At 63.1% G+C, this 13976-nt stretch carries 13 protein-coding genes; 7 read left to right on the top strand and 6 right to left on the bottom strand.

Going from position 1 to position 13976, the window contains the following annotated elements:
- Nucleotides 1-2 precede the first annotated feature (2 nt).
- Both cobW and cobU read right to left on the bottom strand, forming a co-directional pair.
- Nucleotides 3-1067 (bottom strand): cobalamin biosynthesis protein CobW, encoded by a 1065-nt coding sequence (gene cobW / locus M1D34_RS05445; RefSeq protein WP_498781068.1) that lies wholly within the window; start codon nt 1065-1067, stop codon nt 3-5.
- Nucleotides 1068-1070: 3 nt separating this feature from the next.
- Nucleotides 1071-1598, bottom strand: a complete 528-nt coding sequence (gene cobU, locus M1D34_RS05440; RefSeq protein WP_003530724.1) for a bifunctional adenosylcobinamide kinase/adenosylcobinamide-phosphate guanylyltransferase — start codon at nt 1596-1598, stop codon at nt 1071-1073.
- A 765-nt stretch (nt 1599-2363) separates the two neighbouring features.
- On the opposite strand from cobU, the gene M1D34_RS05435 reads away from it, so the two are divergent.
- Nucleotides 2364-3293 carry a FecR family protein gene (locus M1D34_RS05435; RefSeq protein WP_498781065.1) on the top strand — a complete coding sequence of 310 codons (930 nt, stop codon included), beginning with the start codon at nt 2364-2366 and terminating at the stop codon, nt 3291-3293.
- Nucleotides 3294-3305: 12 nt separating this feature from the next.
- On the opposite strand, the gene cyaD2 is transcribed toward M1D34_RS05435, so the two are convergent.
- The 3 genes from cyaD2 to M1D34_RS05420 all read right to left on the bottom strand — a co-directional run bounded on the left by cyaD2 (nt 3306) and on the right by M1D34_RS05420 (nt 7970).
- A complete protein-coding gene (cyaD2, locus tag M1D34_RS05430) occupies nt 3306-5483 on the bottom strand; it encodes an adenylate cyclase CyaD2 (protein ID WP_127516632.1) in 2178 nt (725 codons plus the stop codon).
- Nucleotides 5484-5607: 124 nt separating this feature from the next.
- Nucleotides 5608-6423 (bottom strand): alpha/beta fold hydrolase, encoded by an 816-nt coding sequence (locus tag M1D34_RS05425; protein WP_498781063.1) that lies wholly within the window; start codon nt 6421-6423, stop codon nt 5608-5610.
- A gap of 92 nt (nt 6424-6515) precedes the next feature.
- Complete coding sequence (locus tag M1D34_RS05420; protein ID WP_003530714.1) at nt 6516-7970, bottom strand: cobyric acid synthase; 1455 nt, start codon at nt 7968-7970, stop codon at nt 6516-6518.
- Nucleotides 7971-8214: 244 nt separating this feature from the next.
- Between M1D34_RS05420 and M1D34_RS05415 the strand changes: the two genes are divergently transcribed.
- From M1D34_RS05415 to M1D34_RS05400, 4 genes are all read left to right on the top strand, one after another.
- Nucleotides 8215-8358, top strand: coding sequence for a hypothetical protein (locus tag M1D34_RS05415; RefSeq protein ID WP_003530712.1), 144 nt, complete (start codon nt 8215-8217; stop codon nt 8356-8358).
- Between the two features lie 455 nt (nt 8359-8813).
- Nucleotides 8814-9812: an ABC transporter substrate-binding protein gene (locus M1D34_RS05410; RefSeq protein ID WP_498781061.1), complete on the top strand. Its 999-nt coding sequence runs from the start codon at nt 8814-8816 to the stop codon at nt 9810-9812.
- 219 nt (nt 9813-10031) lie between these two features.
- On the top strand, nt 10032-11078 hold the full coding sequence (locus M1D34_RS05405) for a quaternary amine ABC transporter ATP-binding protein (RefSeq protein WP_003530709.1): 1047 nt from the start codon (nt 10032-10034) through the stop codon (nt 11076-11078).
- 75 nt (nt 11079-11153) lie between these two features.
- Complete coding sequence (locus tag M1D34_RS05400) at nt 11154-11411, top strand: type II toxin-antitoxin system ParD family antitoxin (protein WP_003530707.1); 258 nt, start codon at nt 11154-11156, stop codon at nt 11409-11411.
- A gap of 87 nt (nt 11412-11498) precedes the next feature.
- Here the strand turns inward: M1D34_RS05400 and M1D34_RS05395 are convergent, their stop codons facing one another.
- Nucleotides 11499-11906 carry a tautomerase family protein gene (locus M1D34_RS05395; RefSeq protein ID WP_498781060.1) on the bottom strand — a complete coding sequence of 136 codons (408 nt, stop codon included), beginning with the start codon at nt 11904-11906 and terminating at the stop codon, nt 11499-11501.
- A gap of 100 nt (nt 11907-12006) precedes the next feature.
- Between M1D34_RS05395 and M1D34_RS05390 the strand changes: the two genes are divergently transcribed.
- Complete coding sequence (locus M1D34_RS05390) at nt 12007-12855, top strand: LysR substrate-binding domain-containing protein (RefSeq protein ID WP_498781058.1); 849 nt, start codon at nt 12007-12009, stop codon at nt 12853-12855.
- A 76-nt stretch (nt 12856-12931) separates the two neighbouring features.
- Nucleotides 12932-13945, top strand: a complete 1014-nt coding sequence (gene bmt / locus M1D34_RS05385) for a betaine--homocysteine S-methyltransferase (RefSeq protein WP_498781056.1) — start codon at nt 12932-12934, stop codon at nt 13943-13945.
- Nucleotides 13946-13976: the final 31 nt, after the last annotated feature.

Genomic DNA, 13976 nt, shown 5'->3' with positions numbered 1-13976 from the left:
CCTCACACGAGCGCTGAAATCGCTGCACGCACGGCAGGCTCGTCCATGTCGTGCAGCCCGATGACGACGAGACGCGTACCGCGTGTTTCGCCGGAAGCCCATGCGCGGTCGAAATACTGGTCGATGCGGCTGCCGACCGCCTGGACCAGGAGGCGCATCGGCTTGCCCGGAACGTCGACGAAGCCCTTGAGGCGCAGCACGTCGTGCTCTGAGATCACGCCCTTGAGCCTTTCGGTGAAAGCGGCAGGGTCGGCTATCGCGCCGAGCTCTACGACGAAGCTGTCGAACTCGTCGTGATCATGCTCCTCGCCTGCCTCATGCTCCATCTCGTGGTGAGACTTGCGGTTGACGATATCGCCCTCCGTACCCACGCCAAGCCCGAGCAGGATGGCGGCGGCTACCTCGCCGTTCCTCGCCTCGATCATCGTCGGCTTGCGGCTGATGCGGGAGGCCACCTCTTCGCGCACGGACTTGAGTCCCGCGGCGTCGATAAGGTCCGTCTTGTTGAGAACGATGAGGTCTGCGGCGGTGAGCTGATCCTCGAAAAGTTCTTCGAGCGGGCTCTCGTGGTCGAGATTATCGTCGCCGACGCGCAGCGCGTCCACCCTGTCGTGATCATCCGCAAAGCGGCCCGCGGCGACCGCTGCGCTATCGACCACTGTGACGACGCCGTCGACCGTTACCTCGCTGCGGATGTCCGGCCAGTTGAATGCGGCGACGAGCGGCTGCGGCAGCGCCAGGCCGGAGGTTTCGATGACGATATGATCCGGCCGAATCTCCCTCTCGAGCAGCTTCGTCATGGTCGGGATGAAGTCGTCGGCAACGGTGCAGCAGATGCAGCCATTGGTCAGTTCGATGATGTCCTCTTCCGAACAGGCTTCCGCTCCGCAGCCCTTCAGCACATCGCCGTCGACCCCGAGATCGCCGAATTCGTTGATGATCAGCGCTATGCGCTTGCCGTCGGCATTCTGCAGCAGGTTGCGGATCATCGTCGTCTTGCCGGCACCGAGAAAGCCGGTGATGACGGTAGCCGGTATCTTGCGCTGCGGAGCCCTTGCGAGTGTCATGAATCAACCCTTCATTTTCAGCGGCAGTCCGGCCGCGACAAAGTAAACTTCTGCGGATTTCTCCGCCACGATCTGATGGAGCCGGCCGGCGTGATCGCGAAAGTCGCGCGCCATCCGGTTTTCCGGGACGATCCCGAGACCCACCTCATTGGAGACGAAAACGAGGCGCGAGCGCGCCTCGGGCAGAAAGGCGGCGAGCGCGGCGAATTCGGCGGCCATGTCGCGCTCCTCCATCATCAGATTGGTCACCCACAGGGTCAGGCAGTCTATGAGGACAGCCCGGCCGGGCTCATCGATGCGGCGAAGCAGCCCCACGAGATCGAGCGGTTCCTCGTGCGTGGTCCAGCCCTTGCCCTGCCGAGTGGCCTGGTGAAGGGCGATGCGCTCCTGCATCTCCTCGTCGAAGGCCCGGCCGGTCGCAAGATAGTGCATCGGAGACCCGGTGGCTTCGACGAGTTTTTCCGCGAAGGTGGATTTTCCCGAACGCGCGCCGCCAAGCACGAGGGTCGGGCCGAGATTGGAAATGTCCATTACCGCTTGCCATAGCGATGGCTGTAGCGGCAACGGCGCACGCCGAAAACGCGCTCGATCGAAGATCTATGAGCCACGACAACCTCCGTGCTGGCATCGGGGAGCATCTCCCCTTGGGCGGAATGCCCTGACGGATGGCAGGTCTCCTGGCTCACGGCGTCACGATCCTCATGGCCGCACGTTCGCCGGACCGGCTCGGCCCGAAAAACGATGCGGCAAAAGACCGAACGGGCTCGCCTCGCCTTCCCGGCGTTTGCGGCATCGCGAAAGGCGGACGATTCGTAGAAGAAGAGGCGTCCTGCCCGGCTGATCGCAATGCCACGCCAGTGGCTTTTCCGACATGTCGCCAAACTTCACGAGACTGCCCCATGCAGCGCGTTGAATTCGGCGAAATGCCCGATGGCGAACCCTGACCGTTCTACAGTCGCGGGGTCGGCTGCGATAAGGGCGCCCGGCGTGGGTCCGCCCCGTCGCATTCCCATTTACTCCCTCGCCCCACCTCGGCACGAGAGAACCATCCATACTGCGTTAATTATGAAGCGGCGGCGGCAAAGTCAATCGACGGCCTGCGACACCGGGGCCGCCGATTACGGCAGAAATGCGCTTTGCGTCGGCTACTCCGAACGGGTAGGCAGACACTTCCGCCCACCCCATGATAAGAATGAATGCTTGGGGTCCGGCGACATTGTGTCGATCCGGTTATTTCTCATTCACGCTCATGATCCCGGACCACGTCGGCCGCAGGAGATCATCGTGGAGGGTGCGATGTTTCACTTGCGTCGTGCCGCAATCGCTGTGTTGGGCGCAGCGTTTTACGGTTCCATACCGACACTTGCTGCCGAACCGGTTGGAGAAGCGGTCCGGATCAGGACGGTGGTCACCGGCAGCGGCGGACCGCTCGTGGAGCGGGACGCTGTTCACCGGGACGAGCGAATAAGCACGTCCAGATCCGGGCTCGGCCAGTTCGTGTTCCGCGACGGCAGTAAATTGGCGGTGGGGGCAGGCTCTTCCGTCGTCATCGACAAGTTCGTCTTCAACGATTCGAAATCGGTGCAGCAACTCACCGTCGCCGCCGCCAAAGGCACGTTTCGCTGGATCAGCGGAAATTCGAAGCACTCGGCCTATCAGATCCTGACACCTGCCGGAACGATCGGCGTACGCGGAACCGTGTTCGATTTCTACATCGGCAATGACGGAACGACGGCGATCGTTCTCCTGGAGGGCGCGGCCCGGTTCTGCGGCCCGGCGGGATGCCAGCAACTCACCCGACGCTGCGATTGCGTGATCGCGAAGCGCGACGGAACCATGACGGACACGCACAGGGCCGGTCGCCGCACACTGGCGACGCTCGGAAACCGGAAGGCCCTGCCCTTTCTTTCGGGCGACCAAAGACTGTCTGCCTCCTTCGGCAGCATGAGCGGCAGTTGCGGTATTTCGGCCGCTGTCGAGATCAAGCCGACCGCGCCGGAACGCGCGCGGCCACCCGAAAGAGCAAGCCCGCAAAAGGCGCCCCGCCCGGGCAAGACACCCAGCAACGAGCCGGGCAAGCGTGGCCTCGACAAGGGGAAGAAGGGGCAGGACACCGGCAAGAAGGGGCAGGACACCGGCAAGAAGGGCCAGGATACCGGCAAGAAGGGCCAGGATACCGGCAAGAACGGGCAACTGGACACAGGCACGAAGAAAGGCCGCGGTTAGAGCACTCCCTCTCTATTCGGCGGATCCGACTTCATCTGCAAACGGCAATGGCTCACCGGCAAAGTGGTCTGTCCGGCGCCCGATGCGGCGGTAGAAATCCGATAATCCTCCACACAGGGCCGGAGCCTTGAGCTTTGCGGCATTGACGAGTTCTCTGCGCGGCCGAGACCTCGAACGCATCGCCCCGATCAACTGTTCATGAATGCGCTGCAGCTCGGAAAACTCGGCCGAAGCGGCCATATGCTCGTCACCGACCACGGCGTAAACCCGCGTTCGCGTGCTCTTGCCCTTCAGCGCCAGCGCCCCCGCCTCCAGCACGGCGCACCGTTCGCCCAAATCCGCCGTCGTCTCGGATATAAGAATATCGAAGCCGACGTCCTTGCAGGCGGCCTCGATCCGGGCGGCGATGTTGACCGCGTCGCCGACGGCCGAATAGTTGAAGTGCATCTCCGCCCCCATATTGCCGACGCAGGCAAGCCCGGTATGGATTCCAACGCCGATCGCCACCTTTTGATCGCTCCCGAAGCCGAAGGCGTCGCTCTCGTTAAGCCGGGCGAGCGTCTCGCGCATGGCCAAGGCGGCGCGGACCGCCTTGCCGGGGTGATCGGCGACGTCGACGGGCGCATTCCAGAACGCCATGATCGAATCGCCGATGAACTTGTCGAGCGTGCCCTCGTTGGCGATGACATGGCGGCTCAGCGCGTCGAGCAGCGTATTGAGAAAACGGACCACCTCTCCCGGCGTCAGGCGCTCGCTGATCTCCGTGAAGTTGCGCACATCGACGAACATGATCGTCAACTCACGATCGTCGCCGCCGAGACGCAGGGCGTCCTGCGTATGCTCGATGCGATAGAGAAGCGAGGGCGACAGGTACTGGCCGAAGGCGCGCCGAACCACGCGCCGCTCCCGGTCTATGACCAGGAACCGATAGGCGGTTGCCGCAAAATGGGTGATCGATCCGGCAAGGATTGGAGCCAGAGGGTCGAATAGCAGGCCTGCATAAAGGAAGGCTGACCAGGAGGCCACGAGGGCCAGCGCGGTTATCAGGAGGCCGCAGGCAAGCGCGACGGCCGGGCTGACGAAGGTGGTCAGCAGGACAAGCAGGCTGCCTGCAGCCGCGATCGCAAGGATCTCCAGTCCGTCCGCCCAATCCGGGCGGGAGAGAAAGTGGCCCGAGAGAACCTGCTCGACAGTCTGCGCGTGCAGCGACACTCCGGGCACATTGTGCCCAAGAGCCGTGGTACGAATGTCCTGCAGGCCTGCTGCCGACGTGCCCACGAATACGATACCGCCTTCGATCGCTGCCCTCGTTTCGGCGGAAACTCCGCCGGGCGCCAGCACCCGGCCGGCAGAGACATATCTTTCAGCGCGATCCGGACTGACATAGAGCCAGAGTTCGCCCGCTGCGGTCACCGGCACCACGAATTCGCCGACCTTGATCAGCGTGATGGTATCGGGCGCATCCGGAGCACCCGCTACAATGTAGGTGGAAGCGCCTTGAGCCACGCGCAGCGCTTCGAGGGCCAGGTTCGGATAGAGTTGCTCGCCATCGCTCAACAGCAGCGGGACCGAGCGCACGACGGCCGACCGGCTGCCGGGATTGAGGCTTATATGGCCCAGGCCCGCGGCCCTGGCTTCGAGTTGCGGCCTCAAAGGAGTCGCAGCCGTAAGCCGCGGCGGCGCATCGAACGGGCTTTCCCCGGTGAAGGCGAAACCCGCTTTCACCGGCGGCCGGTAGTTGCCTGCGTTGGTAAGGCCGAAACCGAGCACGACGGGCCGGTCGCCGATCGATCGTGCGAGTATCTCGTCATTGTCCGGCAACCGCTTAAGGAGCGCCTGATCGACGCCGGCGACGTCGCGCATGACGCTGCGCGGCGAAAGACGGTCGGGTTCGGAGAACAGGATGTCGAAGGCTATCGCCGCCGCGCCAATTTCCGAGAGCCGGTCGACCAGAGCGGCAACGCGGTCGCGCGGCCACGGCCACTGGCCGAACTCTTTCAGCGACGCCTCGTCGATGTCGACGACGCGAACCGGAACGTTCTCGAAGCTGCGCGGCGCCAGGCGCTGGTACTCGTCGAAGGTGAGATCGCGGGCGAGACGCAAAAGTGGCGGATCGGTTGCACGCAGCACTGTGAGCGCCGCGACGATCGCCAGGCCGATAATGACCCCAACTAGCTGCGTGCGTGCCATGGCAGCGCCCTTCGCGCCGGACGCCGTCGCCATGCACAGCGGCGAAGAGGTCGTCCTACCCCGAAACCATGCTGCATTTTTCGCAAGGCGTATGCAACGGAGAACGTGAAGACGGGTGTAAAGCTCAGGTCCTGGTTGGAAGGACCTTGTCGAGAAATGCAAGCATGGCGCCGTTGAACACGTCGGGTCTCTGCAGCGGCGCAAAGTGGCTGACGTGTTCAAGCGCGATCAAGTCGGCTGCGGGAATGCTCCGGGCGAGATATTGGGCGTGCTCCCATTTTATGAACTCGTCCTTCTCGGCCTGCACGATCGCGACTGGTACTCGGATTTCGGCGAGGTCGCCTGCCGAGTAATTGGGTTGCGTACTCATCATCTCGCTGACGGCCGAGACGAAGTCGTCGAACTGATCCGGCGTCGCCGACAATTCGGCATAGTCTTTCCGGTGCCGGGCGAAGCAACGATCGATAACCGGAGTGGCCTCGAATTCTGTCGCGCCGCTCGGGTCCATGTTGCAGGCGAAGAAAAAGACGCCGGCAATGCGCTCGGGCGCGCGGTTCGCAAGAACGAGGCCGATGCAAGCCCCGTCGCTCCAGCCCACCACGGCGAACTTCTGAAGCTGCAGCATGTCCGCGACGGCGAGGACGTCGGATGCCATCACTTCGTAGCTGTAGGGCCGCTCATCACGCGTGCTGCGCCCATGTCCGCGGCTGTCGATGAGCACGACGCGACGGCCGGCGTCAAGAAGCGGCGCAAGCTGATAGCCCCAGTTGCCGCTGTGGCCGAGGCCGCCGTGCAAAAGGACCACCGGTGCTCCCGCGCCGTATGTCGAATACCATATCCGGGCGCCATCGCGCTCCACATAGCCCTGCTCCGCGGCTGGAGGCAGAGCCGGTGCGCCCCGGGCTTCGAACTGCCGAAGATCGTCGTCGTATTGCTGCATTCCGATCCTTTCAACGAGCCGTTTGCCGCGCTGGCGGCACGATACGGTCCGGGGCGGGAAACTCCAAACGGGCACGCCTCGTCCGGCCGGCCCTACCCGAGCAGTGTCCCGAGCCACGCCCGATCGAGTACCGTTTCGAGTTCCAAGGCAATCTCGTCGAGAGCCGCATCCACCGACCGGCGGTAATTGCCTCCCCCGCCTTCGATACCGAAGCTCTTGAGCAGCGCGGACCGGTAGGCGTCGCTTCCGAAAAGACCGTGCAGATAGGTGCCCATCACGCGGCCGTCCGCCGACATCGCTCCATCCGGGCGGCCGTCGATCTCGACCGGCGCGCGGCTGCAATCGGCGCCCGTCGTCTTGCCGAGATGGATTTCGTAGCCTTCGAGCGCGACGTCGTATTCCCGCGACCAGGCGCGGCTGTTGCGAACCGTCTTTTCCGGAGCCATCTCCGTCTCGACGGACAGCAGCCCCAGCCCCTCGATCTCGCGCTTGCCGCCCTCGATACCGAGCGGGTCGGCAACCCGGCTTCCGAGCATCTGATAGCCGCCGCAGATACCGACGACCCGGCCACCGCGCCGCATATGCCGGTCGAGATCCCGGTCCCAGCCCTGCCTGCGGAAATCGTCGAGATCGGCAATGGTGGATTTCGAGCCGGGTATGACGATGAGGCCCGCATCGTCGGGAAGCGGCGTCCCCGGCCGAACGAAGACTATGTCCACGTCCGGCTCCGCGGCCAAGGGATCGAGATCGTCGAAATTGGCGATCCGCGACAGGACGGGGACTGCGACCTTCAGCGCCTTGCCGCCGCCCCGCGTCAGCCTCTCGAGGACGACGGAGTCTTCGGCAGGCAGCCGCCCGGCACTTTTCAGCCAGGGCACGACGCCGAAGCAAGGCCAGCCGGTGAACTGACGAACCGATGCGATGCCGTCATCGAAGAGGGTGACATCGCCGCGGAATTTGTTGATGAGGTAGCCGGTGACCATGCGCCGGTCGTCCCCCGGCAGGATCGCATGCGTGCCGACCAGGGACGCGATCACACCACCGCGGTCGATATCGCCGACGAGAACCACGGGCACGTCAGCGCGGGTGGCAAACCCCATATTGGCGATGTCGCCGGCGCGCAGGTTGATTTCGGCCGGCGAGCCGGCGCCTTCGACGATCACGAGATCGGCGCCGGCGGACACCTGTTCGAAACTCTCCATGACCGAGCCGAGGAGGCTCGGTTTGAGAGCCTGGTATTCCCTCCCCTTGGCCTGGCCCGCCACCCTGCCCTGGACGACGACCTGGCTGCCCACATCCGATTGCGGCTTCAGAAGCACCGGGTTCATATGCACGGAGGACGGCACGCGCGCGGCAAGCGCCTGGAGCCATTGCGCACGGCCGATCTCGCCGCCGTCGTCGGCAACGGCGGCATTGTTCGACATGTTCTGGGGCTTGAACGGTTTTACGCTGAGGCCATGATTGGAAGCGAGCCGGCAGAGGCCCGCTACCAGTACCGATTTTCCGACATCCGAGCCGGTTCCCTGCAGCATGATCTTGCGTGTCATGCCTTTCCCGTAGCATCGAAACCGCCCACCGCAAAGCTCTGTTCCGACGCGATTCCGCCATGATTGCGTCACCGGCGGTCACGGTGCATTTCCGGCCTTCTTCAAGCGTGCGAAAATTTCTCGAACGCTTGCTCAATTGCGACATGCCGTGCCGAGCCTGGCATTCAAGTCGTCCCGGCAAGAGCCTATATCCGCGCCATCGAAACCCCGCCGGAAATTGCCCGGTCTCCCAAGGTAGAAAGCCATGCTGTTCGTCTTCGGCAAACCCAACTTCGTTCAGATCGCCTGGAACTCCAAGGCGCCGATCGGCCAGTCCCGCGTCCGCAATGTCGTCGCGGAAGCGCCGGTCGGCCCACTCGGCCTCATCCGAACGTCCAACGTCGGATAAAGCGCCGCGTCGCGTTCGAAACCGCCCCGGGGCGGCTTCTTCACGCTTCCCCCGAAATGCGAAAGCCGCACCCAACCGTTGGAACGGAAGGGTGCGGCGATCAGATTATTCCGCTGAATATCGGGTCCGGCACGCACTACCTGATCCGGACCTGCGGCAGTCGCCCGCCGCAGGCAGACAATTATCCCCACAACCTTACCGGATCGTTATTGAGGTCTTAACCAAAAGTGAATTTCGTCGATTTCGCCGTTCGTGTGCTCGGTACAGCGAGGGCGTCACGGCGGAATACGCCGCCGGCGCCAGACGCCGGATGAAAAGGTTGATTTCTCAACGCGAACACTTAGGCTTGCCGCAATGACAACGAAGTGGGCCGGCTGGCAGCTTCAGCGCGGGAGCGGTTAGGCGGCGCTCCATCCACCATGTGTGGCCGCAGTGACGTGAAGGTGTCGACGGACATGAAAAAACTCCTTGCTACCCTCATCCTCACGGCAGGCATATGCTCTCTGGCGGGCCCCTCTGGAGCTGCCGAATGCGGCGACGTCAGCATAGCCGAGATGGACTGGGCCTCGGCGGGCGTCGCGGCTCACGTGGACAGGTTCATACTGGAAAACGGCTATGGCTGCAGCGTGAAGCTCGTCGCCGGCGACACGATGCTGACCTTCACCTCGATGAACGAGAAGGCAGAGCCCGACCTGGTGCCGGAACTCTGGATCAACTCCGTACGCACGCCTTTCGATGCCGCAGTCAAGGGGGGCCGCCTCGTCGAGGGCGCCAAGATCTTGAGTGAAGGCGGTGTCGAAGGCTGGTGGATTCCGAAGTTCATCGCCGACGCGCACCCGGATATCCGAACGGTGCAGGACGCGTTGAAGCACCCGGAACTCTTCCCTTCTCACGAGAACCCCGCAAAGGGAGCGGTCCATAATTGCCCTTCAAGCTGGAACTGCCGGTTCTCCACCGCCAATCTCTACAAGGCTCTCGAAGCGGAAAAGGCCGGCTTCCAGCTGATCGATCCCGGTTCTGCTGCCGGGCTTGACGCGTCGATCACCGAAGCATTCGAGAAGAAGACCGGCTGGCTCGGCTACTATTGGGCTCCGACCGCCTTGCTCGGCAAGTACGAGATGACCTTGCTGTCTTTCGGTGTGGATCACGACAAGGCGGAATGGGACTCCTGCACTGCCGCTCCGGATTGCCCGACCCCAAAGGTAAACTCCTATCCGGTCTCGGACGTCTATACCGTGGTGACCAAGTCCTTTGCCGATAGAGCAGGCAGCGCCATGGACTACGTCGAGGCGCGGCAATGGGAAAACGCGACGGTAAACAAGGTTCTGGCCTGGATGGATCAGAACCAGGGGACGAACGAGAGCGCCGCCCGCTACTTCCTCGGGAACTTCCAGGAGATATGGACGCAGTGGGTAAGCCCGGAGGTCGCCGAAAAGGTGAAGGCGGCGCTCTGATTGTCGGTCGGATCGGCCTGAAGTCGTGAACGTGATCGATTCCGGTGCCCCTTCGAGGATGCGGCTGCCTGATGCGCGACGCACGAGCCGCGCCTGCGTCGCAAACAGTAAAGCGGTCCGCGTCTTCCGCTGTCACAGTTCTGATGCAAGGAGCGGCAAGCGCCGCGAAAACGCAGTCGGCGTAAAAGCTCCAAGCCAAGAGAAGGGGAAAGGTTGTCCATGGCTAGTCACGCAATCGAGGTGAAGAACCTCTACAAGATTTTCGGCCCGCGCGGGGAGGATTACGTCAAGCTCGTCGAGAACGGGATGGGTAAGGCCGAACTCAACGAAAAGCACGGCCACGTGCTCGGACTGCAGGACATCAACATTTCCATGCCTGGCGGCTGCATAACGGTCGTGATGGGGCTCTCGGGGTCCGGCAAATCGACGCTGATCCGGCACATCAACCGGCTGATCGATCCGACCTCCGGCGAAGTCCTCTACGACGGCGTCGACGTCTGCAAGATGAACGAGAACGACCTTCGCGCATTCCGCCGCCACAAGACGGCGATGGTCTTTCAGAAATTTGCACTGCTGCCGCATCGCACGGTTCTCGAGAACACCATCTACGGTCTGGAGATCCAGGGCGTGGACCGGCGCGAGAGCGAGAAGCGTGCGCTTGGCTGGATCGAGCGCGTCGGCCTTCAAGGCTTCGAGAAGCACTATCCGAACCAGCTTTCCGGCGGCATGCAGCAGCGCGTCGGCCTTGCCCGCGCGCTTACAAACGACGCCGACATCCTGCTGATGGACGAAGCCTATTCGGCACTCGATCCGCTGATACGCGTCGACATGCAGTCGGTGCTGCTCGAACTGCAGAAGGAGTTGAAGAAGACGGTGGTCTTCATCACCCACGATCTCGACGAGGCCCTGAGGCTCGGCGACAAGATCGCCATCCTGCGCGACGGCCGCGTCGTGCAGCAGGGAACCGGCCAGGAAATCGTGCTCTCGCCGGCCGACGACTACATCACGGCCTTTGTGAAGGAAGTGAACCGCGGGCGGGTGGTCAACGTGGAAACGATCATGCGGCCGCTGTCCGGCAATCCGGAAGGCCTGCCGCTCGCCGCAGGCACCGTGCTCGAAGCCGCCGCCCGTACCATGACCGGCGCGCAGATAAGCAATGCGCATGTCGTCGACGCCAATGGCCGCCCGATCGGTGCGATCGACCTGCAGATGATCATCTCCGCCATGGTGACGCCCGTGCAGCATACCGACCGGCAGGCGGCTTGATTCGCATTGAGGGGCGCCCATGGGCGCCCTCGTTCGGGGGATATTCGGCTGGCCGGTTTGCCGCGGAAGATGTACATGGCTACTCGAAACGTCGTTCTGACTGACGCCCAATCAGCGCTGCTTGAACGGTTGGTCGCCTCCGGGCGCTATCAAAATGCCTCGGATGTCTTGCGCGCCGGGTTGCGGCTGCTCGAGCGGGAAGAGGCCGAGCTGGACGATTTGCGGGCAAGGCTGAGCACAGGACTCGATGAAGCCCGTCGCGGCGATCTAGCCGAAGGTACGGGCGAAGAGGCGATCCGCCGTGCTTTCGCGGCAGCGCATGCAGCCACCTGATGCCGAAATCCTGGCGACTGACCCGATCCGAGGAAACGTCGTTGACCGTTATCGAGGGCGTCGCGCGGCGCCCTCGACACCGGATATTTAAGTGACCGCCAGCCTTCCGCTGATGTATCGGAACTCCTGCGTCTTGCCTCCATAGCCGTAGGCTGCCGCCGGTACCTCATGCACGAGCACGTAGCTTTCGGGATGGACAGTCCCGAGAATATCCTCGAAGGCCGCGAAGATCGCTTCGATATAGGCGCCAAGTTCCTGTTTGGTATTGGTGCCGTCGACAACCTTGATGTCGAGCCAGAAACTGCTGGCCTGCTGCGATGCGAGCGACTTTCCGCCCGCGAACCAATGCCGGGGATCGACATAGCTGACCACGACCGCCGTCACCGAGGGGTCCTTGCGAAGATGCGACTGCGTGAGGTCGCTTACCTTTGCCGCTACTTTCGCCGAAAGCTCCGGCTCCGGCTGTCCGGTAACGCTGATGTTGATGATGGGCATCACAGGTTCCTTTCTCGAAATAACACCTCTTCAATTTGCCACCGCCGCCACATCAGAAAAATCGAATTGTTTTGCAGGAATACTTCTGTAAAACTGAAGTATGAATCCGATCGATCCCGAACTGCTGCGCACTTTTCTGGCATTCGCCGAGGGCGGCTCGCTTGCAAGAGCGGCAATGGCCGTCAACCGTTCGCCCTCCGCCGTGACGGCGCAAATGCAGCGGTTGGAAGCGCTGATCGGCGAGCGCCTTCTTGCGCCCGCCGGGCGCGGACGTGTGCTCACGCCCGTGGGAGAGGAACTCGCCGCGCATGCCCGGCGCATTTTGGATGCGCATCGCGACGCCTGGCTCAGCCTCAGGGGCGCGCGCGCCGATGGACGGATCTCCCTCGGCAGCACTCAGGACTTTGCCGATACGATGCTGCCCGGATTGCTGCGCCGCTTCGCGCGCTCCCATCCGCGCATTCGCCTGGATTTGAGGATCGGCAGGTCGAAAGAATTGACGGCCGCCTTCGATCAGGGCCAGATCGACATTCTTCTTGCCATGCGACAGGCGGCTGCAGATGACGAATTGCTTGTGCTCGGCGAACAGATGCTTTGGCTCTGCTCCGACAGGGGCTTGGCAACGGACGAAGAGGAGCTACCCCTCGCCGTGCTCGACCCACCTTGCGGCTTCCGCGCCGCCGCCATATCGGCCCTAGAGAGAACCGGCCGCCGCTTTCGGATCGCGGCAACGAGCCCCAGCCTGTCGGGCTTACGCGCGGCTGTCTTGAGCAGCATCGCCGTTACCACCCGGACGGAAAGATTTCTCAGCACTGGCATCGAGCGCGCTCCTGCCCATCTCGGCTTGCCGTCCCTGCCACCGGCGGAATTCAGCTTGCGGCTGCGCGCCCGGGCGGATAAGCCCGCAGCCGACCTTGCCGCGCTGCTTGCGGACGAATTGCCGCGTTGATCTGTGCAATTCTGTTGCCAACACATAAAGATATCTTTATATCTTATTGCAAATTCCATTCAGCCGGGAAAATCCGATGTCCGTTGCAGCCCATGCCCTTTCCGATCTCCTCGCCCAGAAGGGCGTCCTGCTTGCCGATGGAGCCACAGGCACGTCGCTCTTCGCCATGGGGCTTGAAGCGGGCGAGGCACCGGAGATCTGGAACGAGACCAAGCCGGACAACATCACCAAGCTGCATCAGGACTTCGTGGATGCCGGTGCCGACATCATTCTCACCAATTCCTTTGGCGGCACACGCCACCGGCTGAAGCTTCACCAGGCCGAAGACCGGGTCCACCAGCTCAACAAGCGGGCGGCAGAAATCGCGCGCGCCGTCGCCGACAAAGCTCCGCGAAAAGTCATTACGGCCGGGTCCGTCGGCCCAACGGGCGAACTGCTGATACCGCTCGGCGCCCTCTCCTATGAGGACGCGGTCGCGGCCTTTGTCGAACAGATCGAGGGCCTGAAAGCCGGCGGCGCGGAGGTCGCCTGGATCGAGACCATGTCCTCTCCGGACGAAATTCGTGCGGCCGCCGAAGCCGCGGCGAAGGTCGGCCTCCCTTATGTCTACACCGGCTCCTTCGACACCGCCGGCAAGACGATGATGGGCCTGCACCCGAAAGACATTCACGGCGTCGCCGCCGATATCGGTGAAGGTCCGGTTGCCGTCGGCGCGAATTGCGGCGTCGGGGCGTCGGACATTCTTTCCTCGCTGCTCGACATGACGGCTGCAAGCCCAGAGGCTACGATCGTCGTCAAGGGCAATTGCGGCATTCCCGAATTCCGCGGCTCGGAGATCCATTATTCCGGGACTCCGCCGCTGATGGCGGAATATGCCCGGCTGGCCGTCGATGCCGGTGCCAGGATCATCGGCGGCTGTTGCGGCACCTCCTGCAACCATCTGGCCGCAATGCGGCTTGCGATCGACAATCACACCAGGGGCGAGCGCCCCACGCTCGAAACGATCGTCGAGAAGATCGGACCGTTGCGCAACAAATCGGCAAATGAAGGCCCCGCCGCCCCGGCCCGAGAGCGCCGTCGGCGCGCGTAAGGTAATGCTTGCGGCAGCTCCGGCGGCAAAG

The sequence above is a fragment of the Ensifer sp. D2-11 genome (assembly GCF_054161295.1).
This window is presented reverse-complemented; position numbering and strand designations above follow the sequence as displayed.

Coding starts and splice junctions, on each gene's coding strand:
- cobW (WP_498781068.1), bottom strand. CDS start 1,067: ATGACACTCGCAAGGGCTCCGCAGCGCAAGATACCGGCTACCGTCATC.
- cobU (WP_003530724.1), bottom strand. CDS start 1,598: ATGGACATTTCCAATCTCGGCCCGACCCTCGTGCTTGGCGGCGCGCGT.
- M1D34_RS05435 (WP_498781065.1), top strand. CDS start 2,364: ATGTTTCACTTGCGTCGTGCCGCAATCGCTGTGTTGGGCGCAGCGTTT.
- cyaD2 (WP_127516632.1), bottom strand. CDS start 5,483: ATGGCACGCACGCAGCTAGTTGGGGTCATTATCGGCCTGGCGATCGTC.
- M1D34_RS05425 (WP_498781063.1), bottom strand. CDS start 6,423: ATGCAGCAATACGACGACGATCTTCGGCAGTTCGAAGCCCGGGGCGCA.
- M1D34_RS05420 (WP_003530714.1), bottom strand. CDS start 7,970: ATGACACGCAAGATCATGCTGCAGGGAACCGGCTCGGATGTCGGAAAA.
- M1D34_RS05415 (WP_003530712.1), top strand. CDS start 8,215: ATGCTGTTCGTCTTCGGCAAACCCAACTTCGTTCAGATCGCCTGGAAC.
- M1D34_RS05410 (WP_498781061.1), top strand. CDS start 8,814: ATGAAAAAACTCCTTGCTACCCTCATCCTCACGGCAGGCATATGCTCT.
- M1D34_RS05405 (WP_003530709.1), top strand. CDS start 10,032: ATGGCTAGTCACGCAATCGAGGTGAAGAACCTCTACAAGATTTTCGGC.
- M1D34_RS05400 (WP_003530707.1), top strand. CDS start 11,154: ATGGCTACTCGAAACGTCGTTCTGACTGACGCCCAATCAGCGCTGCTT.
- M1D34_RS05395 (WP_498781060.1), bottom strand. CDS start 11,906: ATGCCCATCATCAACATCAGCGTTACCGGACAGCCGGAGCCGGAGCTT.
- M1D34_RS05390 (WP_498781058.1), top strand. CDS start 12,007: ATGAATCCGATCGATCCCGAACTGCTGCGCACTTTTCTGGCATTCGCC.
- bmt (WP_498781056.1), top strand. CDS start 12,932: ATGTCCGTTGCAGCCCATGCCCTTTCCGATCTCCTCGCCCAGAAGGGC.